We start from the raw sequence: 18,820 nt of genomic DNA on the forward strand, positions 1-18,820 counted from the left end.
GGGTAAACGCCACGAAGACGTTTACAAATAGAGCCTCAGGTATGATTTATGGCGTGTTGATGTGAGCAAACCTGTGGTGTGTTTTGCTACAGCGCACTGGTACTGAACAGTTGAGCCTAGCGGTGTTGATCAATCAATATCGGGTTGCCATCCGGATCTTCGAGTGTTATGTGCTCTGGTCCACTGCTGCTTTGATCGGCTGTTTTTATTAATGTTAAGCCTTGTGCCAATAAGTGCTTCTCAATATCCCTTACGTCAGTAAAAGTGGCCAGCTCTTTCGTGTTGCTGTCCCAACCCGGATTAAAAGTTAGAATATTCTTGTCAAACATGCCTTGAAATAAACCGATAACCGTAGTGCCATTTTTCAGCACTAGCCAGCCCTGGCTTTGGTCGCCAGCTTTGTAAGTAAAACCGAGTTTTTCATAAAAGGCTTTGGAAGCGGCAATATCTTTTACTGTTAAACTTACCGAAAATGCACCCAGTTCCATCTTTATCGCTCCTGTGTCTGCTGATGCTCTCGCTTCAGCGCCTGCTGGCGCTGCTGTTCATATTCTTCATAGCTCTGATCCATGTTTTGCATACATCTGTCATAGTCGGCCACCGGTCCGCGCATGCATTCGTTATGTTTATTCCGTTGTAAATCCTGATAAACGCCTTTATTGCTGCAGCCAGTTACGCCCAGCAGCAGGCAAATAACGAGTATGTTTTTCATGGCACCTCCATTAACGCTGCAAGTTTAGCTGCGGTTATAAGCTTCTGCCAGCCAGTGCTTTACGCTGTCATCAATATCGGCCGCTGTGCTAAGCCGGATCCGGTGGCTACACATGGCATTAAAGCTACCAGAGGCTTCCAGTTTGCCTTCGGGTTCAACACCCTTTAAATTAAGGCCTAAATCGAGACGGGTCGCTGTTGAGGGCTGAACCAGGGCAAATTGTTTATTACGGCGCAGGCTAACGTAGGCCTTTTTCGGGCTTAGCTCAATATCATCTCCCAGGCTGTTAATATAGCTAATCAGCTGGTCATACAGCGGTTTTAATGCGGCTTTAGCGCCGCTGTATTGCGCTGCCAGCAAATCCTCTGCCGCCGGTTCGCCGCCAGCGGCAGAGTGTTTAGCGCGGTGGGCAATAAGATTGGCATTACCGTGGCCGATGCCAAACTCGCTTTTTAGCCAGTTAACCAGTTCGTTATGTTTGGCAAAGCCTTTACTGTTGGCCAATTCCAGCCACTGCGCCTGGCTTTTACCGCTGCTTTGTTCCAGGTTGCGCCACTGGCTTTGTTCTGCTGCTATTACCTCAGTCATGTTGTGCCTCAATCGTTGATTTACGCCAAGGTTAATTGCTACCTGATATGGTACTGTTGTCAAGTACGACCAGTGACATAACCTTTCTGCAATTTAGTTGCAGACAGGTTGGCAGGGAAGTGGGCGGATGTGGTTAGAAAAACGTTGACCAGGAAAAGATCGCCGACAGGCCTTTATCGCTGTCTGTTAGTGGGCTGTTGGCAATGCTGTTATCGAACCAATGGTACTGCAGACCTAGCCTAGTCATGCCGCCGAAAAATACTGGTGTCCTCAGTGCCAGGCCAGTGTGATAGTTAACGGCAGCACCGGCACGGTAGGCCGGTCGGTTAAAGCTGGCTTCTGTTTGGCGCACACCGTAGTAGTAATCAACCAGTTTACTTGAGGAATAACTTACACCGACTTCCGGGCTTAGCTGAACAGGGCCGTAGCGCATGCTATAGCTAAATTTTAATTTAACTTCCTGGCCGTTCGAGTTACCCAATACGTCGGTCAGGGCTTCGGTATCCAGGGTCCAGTTATCCAGTGAGTATTGCAGGCCAATGCCGGCATCTAATGAGCTTTTGCGCTTCATACCAACAAACACGTCGCTATCGCCCTCGTCATAGCCGGAAAAGCGTGGCGACAGTTTGGCCGTTAAACTTACTTCATTAGCTTTCATCAGTTCATAGCTGACAAAAGGGCCATAAACCGACAGTTTTTCGCCGCGATAACCCAGTAAAGGCAGCGGTATAACCCGACGTTTATAACCCTGATAAATTTCCTGGTTAACGCCCACACCAACACCATATAAAAAGCCCTGCGGTGGCGCAAAGTTGCGGTTTTGCTGGGCAATAGCGGCACTGCTGAGCAGCAGGCAGCCACTTAACATAACAGGTAAAAGCGGGCGCAAAGTAGACATAAGTTTCCCTTTATTCAATCAGGCCTGTGGCGAAAGTGTGGCATAGCGTAAGCCTGTTTACTGTTACAAAGGGTAAGCCGATCAGTTCAGCGCATGTTGCGAGATATGCTTTGATATTTCGACAATCGCCGTTTTACCGCTGAATTCAAACCGCACTTTGCCAATGGCAGAGAAATACAGCTCCAGCTCTGAATCCAGATCAAAGGTGCCGGAGGTTTCCACCGAATAAGCGACAATATTTTTATAAGGCATTGAAGTGAAGTCTTTTTTACTGCCAGTAAGGCCCTGCACATTTACGGCAATAATGCGTTTAGTAGTAAACACCACGCCGTCGCGCATTGAGCTGTAGCTGTCGACGATGCTTTCATCGCCCAGCAGCAAGCTGCTCACTTTTTCGGCATATTCGGAGTTTTGTTTTAGTTTGAACACGGTTTTGTTATCAAAATCGATCATGGCTATTCCTTGGATATTGCAATTTTAGCGACATTTCGCGCTGACAGCACTGCGTGGCCGGGTTAAGCGACAACAGTCACGCCGGCTACTTCGCTAACCGTATTGGCGTTTGCCCGCTCGATAATTTTTATCAGTACCGATTGAATCGCTTCATCTTCGCGTACATCCTGTTTGCTAACAAAGCGTTGCTGCTGTGGCGCGTCACCTTTAGTCAATACGAAGCTAACAACCACCTCGGTAGCGCAATTGGCTGTGGCACCAAAATAGGCCAATTCAATGTGTGGGTAACCGCCAAAACCTTTGTTTATTAGTTTGGCGATGCGCTTTTTGGCTTTATCTACGTGCATGTTGTGGCCTTATGCCGGATGAGTCTGGCAAAACTATACCATCAGCTTACGCTTTTTGGTGTGCATCCTGTTGCGCTTTTATTTTTCTGCCATTTTCTGATGCTGCGCCGCCATGCACAGTTGTAGTGTCAGCAACGCCAGTTTTTTCAATTGCTATATTCCCCGCCAGGCAGCACACTGCTTTAGTTCAACTACCCCTTAGCTAAAACAAACAAGGACAGAATTATGACTCTGCATATTGAACTTATTCCAGTGCTCTCGATCATTGCCGGTATTCTGATACTGATCCGACCCAAGTTACTAAACTATGTTGTGGCTATTTATCTGATAGCCATAGGCGTAATTCAGATTTTTGGCTTGAAAGTTTGATTAACGGGGGCCAGATTAAAATTAAATCGTTAAAATACCGATTTAATTTTTCTGGTCCTAATAAGCTATCCCTTGTTGCTCATAACATGTTCCGGTTACAGTAAGTTGCCTTTTCAAACTCACTGACGTTCATGGCTATATTTGGCACATGCGGAAACATAGCGACTAACTTTTCAACAATGGAATGAGATAACGTTGCTCGCTGCTGCGTGGTGCGACCTTGCATAATGCTTGAAAAAACGTGGATGAAAAGCTCACGCTTGCCTCCCACCGAGTAATTACTGTAAGGATTTAGCCGAACTTTAATAGCACCGATATCAAATAAATCTGAGGCAACCGCGAGAAGCGTAGGCAGTCCCGTGGATGCAGAGTAATTTGTGGCTGGAGCGCAATTTAGTACCTTGTTAGGCATTCTTACCACTTAAAACTGACCACTGCTGCCAGGAACCGACAGCAAAAAGGCTACCAATAAACAAACATATACCAGAGCTAATTAACCAAAATGTAAGGCTATTTTCAGGGAACATTGGCATCAACCCGACGAAGGAAACGCCACGAATTAGAAATATACTGGCAATGAGGATTAGCGCCAATTTTGTCAGGGGTAAACGTTTAATTGCCCCCGCGCCCGACAGGCCATAAAGCGCCCAAATCAAAAGTATCAAGACAATGACAGAGGTTACCATTGTCGGATACCATAGCCCTTGCTCTGCCATCCGAGCCATTTGTTCGCCTGCACCAAAGAAACGATACCAATCGCCTCCGAATACAATGCAGCCCAGGTGAGCAAGTGCAGCAGCGAAACAACATATCGCCGCAGCCAGAAGGTACTTATTACTAGCAGAATGCATCTTTGCTCTTCCCTGAATGCCCAAATTGCGCGCGGAAATTCGTGCATCGGCTAGCCTGTGTATTATTTGTTACGAACTTTGCATGCTTTTGGTGGGTATTTCAAGATAAGTTTTCGTTGATGTTATATTGCTTATAGCGCCGCTATGCCTGGCGTAATGGTGTTCTATAGCTGTGAGCAACCGCTGCGGCTTCCTCTGCTGTGGTTGTTAAAGCTAACGTATATCCAGCACCAGGGTGCCGCGCGCTGGTACGGTCAGTTGCTTATCCAGCTTTATATTTTTGCCGGTTATCACTTCTGTGGCGTTTTTACCTTGCGGCAGTACTTCATTGAAACGGGCTAAGTCTAGCGCTACCGGCTGGAGTTGTTTATTCATTACCACCATTACCGTTTGGCTGTCGTTATAACGGAAGTAGGTATAAGTGCCGTTATCTGGCGCGAAGTGCATTAGCTTACCACTGTGAATAGCGCTGGCAGTTTTGCGCCAGTTTAGTAGGGCTTTTACCAGCTGCTGCGCGCTTTTTTGTGTGCTGTTTAAGCCATTGCCGCTAAAAGCATTGACCTTATCGCCGGCCCAGCCGCCGGGGAAGTCGGCGCGCACTTTGCCGTCGTCGCGCACTTTGAGGCTTTGCATGGCGATTTCAGTGCCGTAAAACAGCTGCGGTATGCCGCGCATGGTTAGCAGGTAGCTTATGGCCATGCGATATAAATTCATATCTTCGTTTAGCAGTGAAAAAATGCGCGCGGTGTCGTGATTGCCTTCAAAGGTCACCAGATTAAACGGGTCGGCATACACATGGTCGTTGCTGAGCATTTCGTACAAGCTGATCCAGCCGCCGTTCCAGCTCTCTTCACTGATTAAGGCCTTGAGCAGGGCGTCGTATAGCGGAAAATCCAGCATGCTGGGGGTGTGCGATACATAGTCATCCCGGTTCTGCTTGCCGCGCTGCCAGTAAGATACGATAAGTGGGTTAGGGCTCCACTCTTCGCCGACAATATTAAAATTCGGGTACTCCAGCATAATACGCCGCGCCCACTCGCTTAAAAACGCTTTGTCGGCATAGCTGTAAGTATCTTCGCGAATACCGGCCAAATTGGCGTATTCCACCCACCAGATACTGTTTTGAATAAGATACGTTGCCAGCAGCGGGTGGCGCTGGTTTAAATCCGGCATGGTGTCGACAAACCAGCCGTCGGTAAACTGCGTGCTATCCACCAGGCTGGCGTAAGGGTCTTGCACTGTGCTGCGGTTGTGGTTAGTGCCAATAAAGGCGGTGCTGGTTAAAAAGCTTTGGTTATTCAGCCAGTTGTTATCGGGTAAATCTTTTAGCCACCAGTGCTCGCTACCGATATGATTCAGAATAATATCCTGAATCACTTTAATGCCTTTGCTATTTGCGGCAGCAACGAAATCGCGATATTGGCTGTTAGTGCCAAAGCGCGCATCGATGTTGTACAAGTCCGTAGCGGCGTAACCGTGGTACGAATATGCGCTTTGGTTGTTTTCCGTCAGCGGTGTTGGCCAAATGGCGGTAAAACCCATATCGGCGATATATGGCAGGGCGTTTTGCATGCCGGCTAAGTCGCCACCGTGGCGTCCATGTTCGTTATTGCGGTTGGCTTGTTCATGCATGCCGGGCATATTGTCGTTGGCCGGGTTGCCGTTGGCGAAACGGTCTGGTGTTAGCAGGTAAATCACATCAGCTGGGTTAAAGCCCAAGCGTTTGGCCGATGCCTCGCGTCGCTGCAGCAGCGGGTAACTGTGGCTAAGCAGCGTTTCGCCGTTCAGGCTGAAGTGCAGCGCGATATCGCCCGGCTGTACATCAGCGGCCAGGCTAAGGTTTACAAACAAATAATTTGGGTTAGCAGTGCGTTCCACGCCGGTTAAGCTGACGCCGTGATAGCTAAGCCCAGGGGTTAATTGGGCAATATCTTTGCCATATACCAGCAGCTGTAGCTGTGAATGCTGCATACCGGCCCACCAGTTGGCCGGCTCTAAGCGTTCAATCTGGTAACTTTTCGCCGGGGCGCTGACGGCAAAAAAACTACACAGCAGCAAGCTGCAGGCGGACCAAACAAGTAGGGGCATGGTATTATCTTCGATGAGTAATATTGTGCCCTAACCCTAGTGCAAAATATGCAACTACCGCAAGAATATGCTGGCAGTTGCATACGTATTCAACTGCAGCATATTTCAATTTTGCAGTGCAGCTATTTGCTGTTGCAAAAAGCGCTGCTCCGGTGTTTGTTTACACAGGCTTAGGGCTTGTTGATAGGCGCGTAGTGCGTCGCTGTTGCGGCCAAGCTGGCGCAGTAAGTCGGCCTTGGCAGCATACAGTAGATGATACTGGCTAAGTTCGTCCAGTTGCTCCAGTTCGCTAATCAGCGCCAGGCCGGCGGCCGGGCCGTCACGCATCGCGATGGCTACGGCGCGGTTTAGCGCGATAACCGGCGACGGGTCGGCTTGCCACAATAAGTTGTATAAGCCACAAATTTCTTGCCAGTCTGTTTCTGCTGCGCTGGGTGCTTCGCAGTGCAGCGCAGCAATGGCGGCTTGCAGCGTATGGGGGCCGATGCGGCGGGTGCGCATTGCCCATTGTACTAACTCACTGCCCTCAGCTATTTCGCTGTGTTGCCATAAACTGCGGTCTTGCTGTGGCAGCAGCACCAGCTCGCCACTGCTGGAGATACGTGCGCTGCGCCTGGCATGCTGCAGTAGCATCAGCGCTAACAGGCCGGCAGTTTCAGAGTCGGGCAGTAGCTGCAGCATGAGCCGGCCAAGCCTTATCGCTTCGTTGCTTAAGCTGATATCCAGCAACGCGGTACCGGCAGAGGCAGAGTAGCCTTCGTTAAATAGTAGATAAATTACCTGTAGCACGTTATCCAGCCGCTGCGGTAACTCGGCTGGCGGTGGCACTTCATATGGAATAGCGGCAGCGCGGATTTTGCTCTTAGCGCGCACTATGCGCTGCGCTATCGTGCTGGGGCTGGTTAAAAAGGCACTGGCAATTTGCTCGGTGGTTAAGCCACACACTTCGCGTAATGTCAGTGCTAACTGTGCATCGGCGGCTAAACCAGGGTGGCAGCAGGTAAAGATTAAACGCAGCTGATCGTCGGCTATCGGTTCAATGTCTGGCACATCTTCTGCGCTTAACTGTGCCAGAACATCGTCTGGCAACGACGTTAAGCGCGAAGTTTTACGTAACTGATCAATGGCTTTAAAACGCCCGGCTGAAACCAGCCAGGCAGTTGGATTCGCCGGTATGCCCTCTTTTGGCCATTGTTGCAACGCGGCATGAAAGGCCTCATGCAGTGCCTCTTCGGCTAAGTCAAAATCGCCTAGCAAGCGTATCAACGTGGCCAGCACTTTGCGCGACTGTTGCTGATACAGGCTACTAAGCAGCACCTGAAAGTGGCCGTGCTGGGCGGGATTAACCGGCATTGTAGCTAAGCGCCCGGCTTAAATGTCAAGCTGGCGTACCGGCCGCACTTCAACCGAGCCTACCCGGGCGGCCGGTATGCCGGCGGCAATTTGGATCGCTTCGTTTAAGTCATGCGCTTCTACCAGATAAAAACCGGCCAATTGCTCTTTTGTTTCAGCAAAAGGGCCATCGGTAATGCCAATTTTACCGCTACGCACCCGAATGGTAGTCGCTGTGCTAACTGGTTGCAGTGCTTCGGCTGCCAGCATGCGGCCACTGCCATGCACTTTTTCGGCATAGGCGTTGCACTCGCTGTCATGCGGGCTGTCGGGCAGGCTATGCAGGGTATTTTCATCGCTGTACACCAGACACAGGTATTTCATGCTGTTGCTCCTTAAGGCGCTAAATTAAATAAAGTGGTGCCGGTTTCCATATCAAAGGGTACCGAGTAGTGTTCGTGCACGATTTTCCAGCCGTCTTTACCTTTTTGCCAACATTGAGTGGCGCGGATCCAGCATTGCTGTGCTTCACCTTTGTCGTTGGTGCCACCGCAGTGGTTCAGGCTGTGGCTAAAAGCCAGTTGTTCATTGGCCTGCACTTTTAACTGGTGTAACTCAAACAGCGACTCGCCGCCACAAAACTCCATGCAGCGCTGCCAGTGCGTACGGTAGTCAGTAATGCCTTTAAACTGCAACTGGGCAATAGCATCAAAAGCGATAATATCGACGTGATAAATGCTGGTTATGGCCGCGACATCTTTGGCGCGTACGGCATTGGCCCAGCTGGCCAGTAGATCAGTAATTTGTTGAACGTGTTGGCTGTTATGCATGATGTTGCTCCTGTTTTACCACCAAAAGGTATAACTGGTCGTTAGTGCAACGATGAAATCGACAACCGCCTGTAGTTTTTTATAAACTTTTTTTCGGTGGCAACGCTACATTTGCAAAAATAAGCCCGGCTACCAGCGCCATTAAAATAAGAAAGGTTTGCTGGCCGACACGATCAGACACGACAAAGTCTTGACCGGAAATCAACGAATTTAAGCCAATATAGGTTTTACTTCCCGGCACCAGCACAATTAAACCGTGCATGGCGACAATAACGGCCGGCGCTTTGGCCAACCGGGTAAACAGGTTGCTGTAGATCCCTACGGCAAAAGCGCCTAAAAAGGCGCCGATGGTGGCATCGAACATGCTGGCGCCGCTAATACTAACGCCATAAGCAATAAAGCCGGCCGCCAATGACCAAAGCGTATATTTGCCGCGGCTTTTAAACAACACAATCAGCGAGCTAACCAGTATACCCACCGCCAACCAGGCATAATGGTGGGAAATTGGCGCCGGTTTAACAAAGTCGACCACACCGAACAGCGCAAAGCCGATAGCGATGCCAAGCAGGGCGCCAAAGTACAGCTTAAACAACAGCATTAACGCATCCATAATGCGGGCATTGCCCGACACCAAGTGCCGCGCGGCCAGTTCGGCAAAACCGATGGTGAGTGCCAAGCCGGGAATAAAGGAAATAATGGCCGATAACACTGCCAGACGGATATTAATACCAGGGTCGACATAGGCGCTGATGGCACAAGCACCAACACCTGCTGCCAACGCGACTAAGGGCTCCAGCATATTGGCAATACGCGGCGCGCGCGCGGCCCATAACATAAACAGGTACACTAATAAGGATAACAACGATGACCACAGTACGTCATTCCAGCTGGTGGCCATTAGCATGGCAAAAGCACCGCCGGATGCCATCATTGCTACTGCTGTCGCTAGCTTGCCGTAAGAGCTGGGACGCATATCTATGGCATCGAGCAGGGCGTCGGCTTCATTAATGCTGACGTTACCCTGTAACACCTGATCGACCAGTTCATCGGTACGCGACAGCGCGCCTAAATCCAGATCGCCGGGGTTTACCCGCGAGGCATGGGTATATTCTTGCTCGTGGCCTTCGGTCCACAGCACAAAGGTCATCGAGGTAGGGGATATAATAAACGAGCCTTTTAAACCCAGGTGGGTTGTCAGCTCAGCCAGATGTGCCTCCAACCGGTACGCTGGGGTGCCATACTTGTGCAACATTTTGCCAAGCTTAACGATAAATTTCCGTTTATGATTAAAATCAGCGGTATACACAAGCAACATCCAGTGGTTAATAAAGGGTTGGTAACCTGCTCATTGTAATGCAAAAGCGCACTGTTACCAGTGCGCTTTTCAGACAAAAGTTAATTAGCGAATCAGGATCTGCTGTTTCTCTGCCTGCCAATCAATTTTCACCTTTAGCTGCTTAGTGGCTTTATCGTACCAGGCGACATTTTGCATGCGGTTAAAGCGGGCTTGTTGTGGCACTAGCTGCACATAGCGGCCATCGACACTGATATGCGACGGCGTGGCGCTTTGGTTATGCACTACCAGCGTTAACTCGCGGCTGTCTGGCATACCGCTGTAATTGCCACTGCGGCGTAGCTCAAACTTTTGCGTGCCATTGTCGTTAAGATAGTAAAAGTTCAGTAGCTCAAACTCACCTTTGGCAATAGCTTCCGGCGTTTTACCGTCGTCTTCATACATCTCGCCTTTGGCGCACTCCACGCTGGCATCGGCATAATAGTGCAGCGTTAGCTTTTTGCTACTGTAATCGCGCGTGCTTTGCACCAGCTCTGCCATGGGCACGAAGCTACCAGCTTTAACCAGTACCGGTATGGTATTAATGCTTATCGGAATATCTACCCGGTTTGTACCGGCGTAGCGCTGGCCGTTGAAATAATCAAACCAGACGCCGCCAGGCAATTGCACCGGCCAGGAGGTTGCGCCGGGCTCGGTTATCGGTGCGACTAAAAACGCATCGCCCCAAAAATAGCTGTTTTTTTCCTCTATTAGTGCCGGGTTTTGCTCGTCTGCAAAGAATAGCGGCCGCATTAATGGCATACCGCTTTGGCTGTTCTGATACGCCAGCGTGTAGTTATACGGCAGCAGCTGATAGCGCATATTTAGCCAGGGGCGCAGGGTTTCAATGGTGTCGCTATCGTGAAACACCATTTCCGGCGCGATATGCTCTTGCGCATGTGGCCGGTATACCGGCTGGAACACGCCATACTGCAACCAGCGGATGTACAGCTCTTTATCAAACTGCTCGCCGCCGGCAAAGCCGCCTAAATCAGAGTGAATATAACCAAAACCAAACAACCCCATGCTAAGTGCCAGCTCTACCTGCGGTTTAAGGCCGCCCCAACTGCGTTCTACATCACCGGTCCAGGGCACCATACCAAAGCGTTGGCTGCCCGGTGCACCCGCGCGCATCATAATAAAAGGCCTTTGTGCAGGGAAATCACGGCGCATGTTGCTATACACCATATCGGCCCATTGATGGCCAAAGGCGTTATGTACTTCGTTGGCCATGCCAATGGCATGCACGGTATCATCCGGGTGTACTTCTGGCTCGCCCAAATCACCCCAAACACCCGCCACGCCTTGTTCAGCCAGGCCCTTATAAATTTGCCAGAACCAGCTTTGGCCTTGAGCGCTAAACACATCAACTAAACCGGTATTGCCAAAATAAAAATCAAAGGTTTTTGGCTTGCCGTCTAAGCCCGGCGCTATCGCTTCTGCTGCAACCGCTTCTTGCCAGCGTTTCGAGCTGGTAAGCACAAACGGCTCGGTAACTAAAATGGTATTAATGCCATCTGCGCTTAAATCGGCCAGCATTTTTTCCGGTTGCGGGAAAGCGTTGTGATCCCAGGCCAGGTTGCCCATGTGGCCTTTAATGTCCGGGCCAAACCAGTATAAATCCAGCACTAAGGCATCCAGCGGTAGCTTAAGTTGACGGAACTTTTGCACCACGGCACGAGCTTCGGCCTCGGTACGGTAACCAAAGCGTGAGGCATAATTACCCAGCGTCCAGCGTGCCGGTAGCGGCTGCCGACCGGTTAAGGCAGTGTAGTTGTTGATTAATTGCGGGTAAGAATCACCGGCTACCAGCACGTAACTGCTACGGCCACCTTCGGCGCTAAACTGCATCACATCGGTGTCTGTAGCGCCTAAATCGGCTTCTCCTTTGGCAGAGTTATCAAATAATAACAGGTATTTATTGCTCGACATTATCGCTGGCAGGCTGAAATACATTTGGCTCGACTGGGTGCTATAACCATAATGCGCTTTGTTATACAGCGGAAACTTATGCCCACGCCGGTCCATGCCTAATACGCGCTGGCCGCCACCTAGCAGCTGTTCGTCTTTGCTTAGCGCAAAGCGAAAACCGTGCTGCATGTTTTGTTGCTGATGTTGAAAGTAGCCTTGTTCTTCAGCCAGCAGCAATTTATCGCCTCGATAATAGCTAAGTTGCAGCGGTGCTTTGTTAATTTTCACCGTTAAGCCGTCGCTGGCCAGGGTTAAGCTGTCAGCCGCTTCGTTCAGCTGTAACGCTACTGCTGCAGGCTGTTGGCTAATTGAAAACGACGGCAGTTGCTTTACACCTTCTGGCTGATAAAAGGCTTCTACCACATCGTTTTGATAAAACGTCAGGCTAAGCTGGCCCGCATCGGTTTGTAGCAGCAGGCTATTGCCGTCAAGCTGATGTGCCTGATACTGAGCAGCATAAGCTGCGTTGTAACAGACAAAACTGAGTAAAATCAGAAATAAACGCATTATTGCAGCTCCAAAATTACCGAGGCTAATGGCGCCAGTTGCACAGCGACTGTGCCGACGCCGCTTGCTACCTGCAGCGTATTCTCACCACCGTTCAACTTATCACTAAGCGGATACTGGCCATCGGCCAGCTGCCATTGGCTGATTAGCTCTGCCGGCAGTGTTAAGGCAAAACTCACGCTGCTGTCGCTATTAAAGTGGCTGGCAATAATGAGTTTTTGCTGCTCGTTATAGCGAGCAAAGGCTAATTGCTGCTCACTGTAGCTGGTACCTGCAGCCAGATTGACGCTGTGCAGTTCAACATAGTCGCCCATTAACGCCGGTGCGTTGGCGGTAAAGCTCAGCAGCTTTTTATAGTAGTGGTGCAAGGCCAGACTCTCGCTATCCAGCGCTGCGCCATCAAACTTGCCGTTATTCATCCATTTTTGGTGCTGCGGTACACCCCAGTAATCAAAAATAGTGGTACGGCTGGCTTTGCCAAAACCGGCGTCACCGTCGCCTGGCTCACCCACATCCTGGCCAAAGTACAGCATAGTGGGTGAGGTACTGATAGTGGCGGACACCACCATTGCGGGCTTGCCTTTTCTGGCATCACCGGCAAATTCAGGCGCGGCAATGCGCTGCTCGTCGTGGTTTTCCAAAAAGTGCAGCATATGGTGCTCTATATCGGCCATGCGCTGTTGGGTTTCAACTAAGGCTGAGGTTGGCCCTTTGCCTTGCATTACTAATTTTAAGTTATCGTAAAATTCGACTTTGTCGTACAGGTAGTCCATTTTGCCTAAGCGAATATAATCCCGGTATAAATGCGGCTGATACACCTCGGCTAGTAAAAACGCGTTTGGGTTGGTCTGTTTAATATGTGAGTTTAAATAACTCCAAAATTCTACCGGCACCATTTCGGCCATATCATAGCGAAAACCGTCTACGCCTTTGGCTAGCCAATACTGGGTAATATCACGGAATTTAAGCCAAGAGTCGGGTACCTCTTTGTCTTGCCAAAAAGCATAGTGTGCCCGCCAGTCTTTGTCGGCGTAATCGCTTGGCAAGCTAGCAAAGTCGTAACTGCCATCCGGTTTTACACCGTAGTTAATTTTTACTGTTTCATACCAGTCATCAAAGGCCGGCTGGGTCGCTCGCGAACCATTGCCGGTCCACTTGGCTGGGTTTTCAGCGAATGTGCCGTCGGCGGCGGGGTGAGTATCACCGCCCAGTACCTTATAGCTATCAGGCCATGCCGGCACAGCAAAAGCGCTGCCAGGCACATAGTAAAAGTTATTGTCGCGGGCATACTCAACGCTGGTGTCATCATTAGCACCAAAGTCGCTTACGCCTGTTGGGTTTGCCAGCGATTGATATTGCCGTGCCACATGGTTAGGCACAATATCTATCAATACTTTCATATCATGCTGATGGGTGCGGGCGATTAATGCCTCAAATTCGGCTAGCCGGTTAGCCGGATCTGTGGCTAAGTCGGGGTTTACGTTGTAGTAATCTTTTACCGCGTAAGGTGAGCCGGCCCGGCCCTTAATGACATCCGGGTCGTCATGGCTGATGCCATAAGCTGTGTAGTCGCGCACCAGGGCGTGATGCGGTACGCCGGTATACCAGATATGGCTAACACCCATGGCTTTAATGGCGCTAAGTGCTTGTGGCGTGAAGTCGGCAAATTTGCCGACGCCATTTTGTTCGAGCGTGCCCCAGGGGGTATTGCTGGTGTTGGTATTGCCAAATAGGCGGGTAAACACTTGATACAACACCACTTTACCACTGGCATCGTGCTGTTGTGCTGCTGTGCTGTCTGCGGCGGCGTCGACGGATTTTGCCGTGATGGTTGGCTCTGGTGCCGGGCTGCAAGCCAACAGCAGGCTGCCGGCCAGACCTAAGGTCAGGATGGTGGTTAGTTTGCGCATATGTCTACCCTGTGACTATTGTTCTGTTGTCAAAGTACCTGAGTATATGCCAGCTGGCTTGCCTTTATTTGGTGCATACGTATGCAATCCTTGTTGCTGGCAACTGCCTGAGGGGCCACCAAACAGCACTTACTGCACCATTGCTGTGCGCGGCGCAGTTTCATGCAGTTGCAATGGTCGGCGCACAAACCAGCGGCCCAAATGCCATAGCAGCCAGAGTGACAAAAGCGGAAATACCAGCGTTTGCAGGCTGTACACCACAATTAGTTGGATGAGCTTTTCTACCATGCTGTCGGAGAAGCTTTTTACCGCAGCAAACAGATCGTTGGCTTGCGCTGCCACTTGGCGTAACCAGCTGAGTGAGCTTTGCTCTGCTTGCTGCTGTGGCTGTTCAACCCGTTGCAATGCGGCTGTTTCGCTACTGAGTGCCGCTTCTGCGGCAATACGTTGTGGTTCTAGCACCCAGTTTGACAGCTCTGCCACGCCAAAGGCGGCTAACGGTACACCAATACGCACCACTAACAGCAAGGCAACAAAGATACGTAACAAATAGCCAGAGCTAGTGCGCCAGCTTGCGGGGCCGAGCAATAGGCTGAGCGAGCAGACTAAAATTCCGCTGCCAAATAATGGTAAAGCGGCCAGTTTGCCAAACTCCAGCAAAAATAACTGCAAGCCAATCGATGTCATCGCCAGCACCATTAAGTCGGAGTACCGCACGGCCATATCCTGCAGCGGTTTTAATAACTGGCCGGGTTTAACACTGGCTACACCAACGCCCACTTCGGCTTCAGACACAAAAGCAATGCCGCGGTCAATCAGGCGGGCAGTGGCGAAAGAGGCGCTGCTTAATACTAAGCTGTGTTTAAGCGCGGCGTTGGCTTTATTATCCAGTGGCGCCAGCACAGGGTTAACCAGTCGTTGCTGCAATACTCCGGTGTAAATGCCTGCCGCCAGTGCCAGCAGGCAGAGCAACAGGGCGAACAGCCGCTGCATTGGACTGAGTGTTTTGATGAAATTCATGCTTGCCTCCAACGGACGGTAGGAGTGGCTGTCGGTTTAGCGCAGTATTAACTATTTATGCTGCCAGATAAAGCCAGGGCACCTTGCGGTGCCCTGGCGTTTTAGTTGGCTTGCCTAACTGAGAGCTGGCAGCTCAGAACTGGTAGCTCAGCCCCAGCATCAGGTTATTGACGTTATTGCTCTTAAGCTTGTATCTGTCAACGCTGAATTGCAGCGCCAGTTGGTCGTTAATGTTATAGCCGGTGTTCAGTGCCAGGTAGATATCACTGTTGCTGGCAGTAGTGCGGATAACACTGCTGCCTGCGGTACTGCTTTGTTTGCTACTCCAGGTAAAGATGCCAGCCTGCGCCGCAACATACCAGTTACCACGTTGCAGCAAGCGGTATGACAACCCGGTGCGAACGCCCTCAGCAGACAGCGGGCCAATGTCAGCAACGGCTTGTTGGAACTGCTCCGGTGTTAAGGTTGCGCCCTGAATGGCTAAGCCGGTGCTGCCCAAGTCAACATAATAGGCTTGCACCGACACCCGTGGGCTAAAGCGGTAATTAACACCTATCGCCCAGCTGGTGGCGCTGTTGTCAAAGTTCAGCACGCTGGCATTGGCCGGCAGCTGTGTTTCCACCTCTGACTGCTTCAGATCAGCTTTGCTTTGGCCAACAAAGGCATCAACCGACCAATTGGCCTGAGTATTAAAGCTAAACAGCAAGGCCAGCGCAGCTATCAGCGCCGGCTTGCCCCGGCGACGCAGGCCAACCAGCAAGGTTAACAACAAGATTGGCAGGCCGTTAATACTGCCACCCGATGATTTATTTACCACAGTAATTACCTCAAACGCGGTGACATTTACTGTCACCTGACTATTACTATTGCCACCGCGGCCGTCACTTACCGTAAAGCTAATAATGTCTGAGCCACTAAAGCCGGCTTTTGGCGTATAGCGCAGTGTTTGTGCTGCACTAATAACTACTGTACCGGCTTGGGCACTAGCTGCACTAACACTCAGGTTATCACCATCCGCATCGGTGGCATTTGCCAGCACATTAATGTCGATGGCTGTTTTGTCATCGGTGCTGATTGGGGCAGTGCTCGTTACTACCGGAGCTCTGTTGTAGTACACCGTGGCAGTAACGTTGGCGCTGGTGCTGCCACCTTTACCATCATTGACCGCGTAACTCAGGGTGTCGGTACCGACAAAGTCCTGTGCCGGGGTATACAGCAGCGTTTGGCCATCGTCACTCACACTTACCGTACCAAAAGCCGCTGAGGTTTGGTTAATGCTCAGGCTATCGCCATCTGGGTCAGTATCGTTTTCTAGCACGGTCAAGACGTGGCTTTGGTTCCATTGCAACGAGTAGCTGTCATTAACCGCCACGGGTAACCGGTTGCCATCCAAAATTACCGCCACACCGCCCGGGTCAACAATACTGCCGTTGGCAATGCCATCAGCATCGTTCGGGCCGCCGTCTTCAATAGTCAGCTGCACACACCAATGTCCGGCGGCTAAGCCGCTCTGCCAGCTGTTGTCGCCCGGTGGAGGGCAGTAGCCCGGCTCGCCGGCGCTGCTAAACAGGCCATTGTTGGCATTACTAACAAAGTTAACCCAGCCGTTTTCTGCCGTGTACTTCCGGTATACCGCATTCAACGGCAGTGGCTGACGTTGTGGCAACACAATGCTGTAGCTGTCGCCAGCGGTTGGCAGGCCTAACAGGATAAAGTCAAATACGCCGCCGATATTATCGGCTTGCATATCTGGCTCCATCCATTGTTGGTCGGTATCCAGTAATTCAATACCACCACCGTTGCCAACGGCCGCTGCCGCGCCTTTACGCAGACAAATACCCGGCTCACCTTCGGCCACAAAGGCGTTGGTGCTAACCAGTTGCTCAGGGATAACGTTGCAGTCAAAGCCCGGGTCCAGATAATCTGGAATACCGTTGCCATTGGCATCGCCCAGCCCTTCGACATTGTCGGGGATAAGGTTGTTATTGCTGTCTGCGTCGGTTAATACCGGCAAGGTGTCGGTGATTTGCAGATACAGCTCCGCGGTGTTGCTAAGCGCCGGCGTTGCATCGTCGGTAGCGGTTAGCGCAACGCGATACACACCTGCAGCAAGGTTTGCCGGGTCAAATACAAACTGCGCGCTGCTGTCTGCGAGGTTTACCAGGGCCGCATCGGCTTGCCAGACAACATTGACGTTATCGCCCGGATTAGGATCGGTTACCACAGCGCTAACCGTTACCAGCGCCTGATCTTTAGCAAACGTAAGTCTGCTATTGCCTTGCTGGCGGGCGCTAAGTTGAATGCTGGGTGCCAGATTGGCTGCAGTCACGGTGACTGTGGTGCTGGCGTTAGCACTAAGGTTCAGGCTGCTATCCAGTGTGATAATAATGTCTTTTGTAGCAACATTATTCAGGTCTGCAAACACGTTAAAGTTAATGCTAGCGCGCAACCCCTGTTGGATTTGAATGCTGCCACCAGCAAGATCGTGGTCCGTCATTGCATTGGCTGAACCACTAACGGTGTAGGCAACATCTATCGGGTAAGCTGGTGCCGGGCCATTAAGTATCACATCAACACTGACACTACTGTGGTTAATCACGGTTTGTGGTTTGCTCAACGATAGCCGTGGATGAACTTGCAGCAATTGGGTCACCGTACTGGTTGTGCCTGCTGCATCGACTGCCTGCCAATACAATTCGTGGCGGCCCGAAGTAAACAATGGCAGACCATTAAGTAGCGATACCGCCAGGCGATTTCCTGCAGCATCCACCGCAGTTGCTACACCAACATCGACCTTGGTGAATAATCCCGTTGCATTAATATTGAGATCATCCGGCGCGGTAATTACCGGGGCGTCTGCATTGCCACCTTCAATCAGCAGCGTTACGTCAGCCATATCCGTTAGCTCACCATCAGTAATGCTGTAACTAAACGTCGCCGTACCGCTGAAGTTGTCCGGTGCGCTAAACAATAAGGCGTCGCCCTGCACACTTACCTGACCAATGCTGGCTTTAGCGGCTGCGATACTTAAAGTATCACCATTCGCATCAGTATCGTTCGCCAGTACATTCAGCACGTAAGCGTTGTCGTTGTTAAAGGCCTGATTGAAATTATCATCAACGGCAACCGGGGCGCTATTTACTTTGACCACCGCCAGGTTAAACGCTGGCAGTGCGGTAGAAACCGTGCCATCAGACACACTAATCACAATACCGGTGGTGGTGCCGACATCTGCCGCCACCGGTGTGCCGGTTAAGGCGCCGGTGTTGGTATTAAATGCGGCCCAGCTGGGTTTGTTGGTAATGCTGAAGGTTAGCGTGTCGTCATCGGCATCCGTCGCTGTTGGCATAAAGCTGTAAGCCGCATCTTGGTCGACGCTGGTAGTCGGCGTGCCGCTGATGACTGGCGCGCTGTTTACGCTGGTTACTTCAATATTAAACGCCGGCAGTGAGGCCGATAACGTGCCGTCAGACACACTAATCACAATACCGGTGGTGGTGCCGACATCTGCCGCCACTGGTGTGCCGGTTAGGGCGCCGGTGTTGGTATTAAATGCGGCCCAGCTGGGTTTGTTGGTGATGCTAAAGGTTAGCGTATCGTCATCCGCATCA

The 18,820-nt window shown here is 50.9% G+C and carries 17 protein-coding genes; 1 reads left to right on the top strand and 16 read right to left on the bottom strand.

Translation table 11 applies throughout. From position 1 onward, the window contains the following. Window positions 1-116 precede the first annotated feature (116 nt). From I4W93_RS18230 to I4W93_RS18255, 6 genes are all read right to left on the bottom strand, one after another. On the bottom strand, window positions 117-488 hold the full coding sequence (locus I4W93_RS18230; RefSeq protein ID WP_205312031.1) for a VOC family protein: 372 nt from the start codon (window positions 486-488) through the stop codon (window positions 117-119). 2 nt (window positions 489-490) lie between these two features. Next, entirely contained in the window at window positions 491-712 is a 222-nt protein-coding gene (locus I4W93_RS18235; protein ID WP_205312030.1) for a hypothetical protein, read from the bottom strand. A gap of 24 nt (window positions 713-736) precedes the next feature. Further along, window positions 737-1,300 carry a DUF5655 domain-containing protein gene (locus I4W93_RS18240; RefSeq protein ID WP_205312029.1) on the bottom strand — a complete coding sequence of 188 codons (564 nt, stop codon included), beginning with the start codon at window positions 1,298-1,300 and terminating at the stop codon, window positions 737-739. A gap of 133 nt (window positions 1,301-1,433) precedes the next feature. Continuing rightward, entirely contained in the window at window positions 1,434-2,198 is a 765-nt protein-coding gene (locus I4W93_RS18245; protein WP_205312028.1) for a MipA/OmpV family protein, read from the bottom strand. Between the two features lie 81 nt (window positions 2,199-2,279). After that, the gene (locus I4W93_RS18250; protein ID WP_205312027.1) at window positions 2,280-2,651 is read right to left on the bottom strand and encodes a PH domain-containing protein; all 372 of its coding nucleotides are present in this window, start codon (window positions 2,649-2,651) and stop codon (window positions 2,280-2,282) included. Between the two features lie 62 nt (window positions 2,652-2,713). Beyond that, window positions 2,714-2,998 (bottom strand): hypothetical protein, encoded by a 285-nt coding sequence (locus tag I4W93_RS18255; RefSeq protein ID WP_205312026.1) that lies wholly within the window; start codon window positions 2,996-2,998, stop codon window positions 2,714-2,716. Window positions 2,999-3,223: 225 nt separating this feature from the next. Between I4W93_RS18255 and I4W93_RS18260 the strand changes: the two genes are divergently transcribed. Continuing rightward, window positions 3,224-3,367 carry a DUF3096 domain-containing protein gene (locus I4W93_RS18260; protein ID WP_205312025.1) on the top strand — a complete coding sequence of 48 codons (144 nt, stop codon included), beginning with the start codon at window positions 3,224-3,226 and terminating at the stop codon, window positions 3,365-3,367. A 404-nt stretch (window positions 3,368-3,771) separates the two neighbouring features. On the opposite strand, the gene I4W93_RS18265 is transcribed toward I4W93_RS18260, so the two are convergent. From I4W93_RS18265 to I4W93_RS18310, 10 genes are all read right to left on the bottom strand, one after another. Further along, window positions 3,772-4,218 (bottom strand): hypothetical protein, encoded by a 447-nt coding sequence (locus I4W93_RS18265; RefSeq protein ID WP_205312024.1) that lies wholly within the window; start codon window positions 4,216-4,218, stop codon window positions 3,772-3,774. 213 nt (window positions 4,219-4,431) lie between these two features. Then, window positions 4,432-6,306: a glycoside hydrolase family 13 protein gene (locus tag I4W93_RS18270; RefSeq protein WP_205312023.1), complete on the bottom strand. Its 1,875-nt coding sequence runs from the start codon at window positions 6,304-6,306 to the stop codon at window positions 4,432-4,434. A gap of 105 nt (window positions 6,307-6,411) precedes the next feature. Beyond that, window positions 6,412-7,659, bottom strand: coding sequence for an RNA polymerase sigma factor (locus I4W93_RS18275; RefSeq protein WP_205312022.1), 1,248 nt, complete (start codon window positions 7,657-7,659; stop codon window positions 6,412-6,414). Between the two features lie 18 nt (window positions 7,660-7,677). Beyond that, window positions 7,678-8,022, bottom strand: a complete 345-nt coding sequence (locus I4W93_RS18280) for a YciI family protein (protein WP_205312021.1) — start codon at window positions 8,020-8,022, stop codon at window positions 7,678-7,680. A gap of 11 nt (window positions 8,023-8,033) precedes the next feature. After that, window positions 8,034-8,468, bottom strand: a complete 435-nt coding sequence (locus I4W93_RS18285; RefSeq protein ID WP_205312020.1) for a YybH family protein — start codon at window positions 8,466-8,468, stop codon at window positions 8,034-8,036. A 79-nt stretch (window positions 8,469-8,547) separates the two neighbouring features. Then, window positions 8,548-9,774 (bottom strand): threonine/serine exporter family protein, encoded by a 1,227-nt coding sequence (locus I4W93_RS18290; RefSeq protein ID WP_205312019.1) that lies wholly within the window; start codon window positions 9,772-9,774, stop codon window positions 8,548-8,550. A gap of 93 nt (window positions 9,775-9,867) precedes the next feature. Beyond that, window positions 9,868-12,279 carry a glycoside hydrolase family 31 protein gene (locus tag I4W93_RS18295; RefSeq protein ID WP_205312018.1) on the bottom strand — a complete coding sequence of 804 codons (2,412 nt, stop codon included), beginning with the start codon at window positions 12,277-12,279 and terminating at the stop codon, window positions 9,868-9,870. After that, the gene (locus I4W93_RS18300; protein ID WP_205312017.1) at window positions 12,279-14,189 is read right to left on the bottom strand and encodes an alpha-amylase family protein; all 1,911 of its coding nucleotides are present in this window, start codon (window positions 14,187-14,189) and stop codon (window positions 12,279-12,281) included. The genes I4W93_RS18295 and I4W93_RS18300 overlap by 1 nt, the downstream gene beginning before the upstream one ends. A gap of 129 nt (window positions 14,190-14,318) precedes the next feature. Beyond that, on the bottom strand, window positions 14,319-15,209 hold the full coding sequence (locus I4W93_RS18305; protein WP_205312016.1) for a hypothetical protein: 891 nt from the start codon (window positions 15,207-15,209) through the stop codon (window positions 14,319-14,321). A gap of 133 nt (window positions 15,210-15,342) precedes the next feature. Continuing rightward, a partial coding sequence (locus I4W93_RS18310) for an Ig-like domain-containing protein (protein ID WP_224673545.1) occupies window positions 15,343-18,820 on the bottom strand: 3,478 nt, incomplete at its 5' end.

The organism is Rheinheimera maricola (assembly GCF_016918075.2).
GTDB lineage: Bacteria > Pseudomonadota > Gammaproteobacteria > Enterobacterales > Alteromonadaceae > Alishewanella > Alishewanella maricola_A.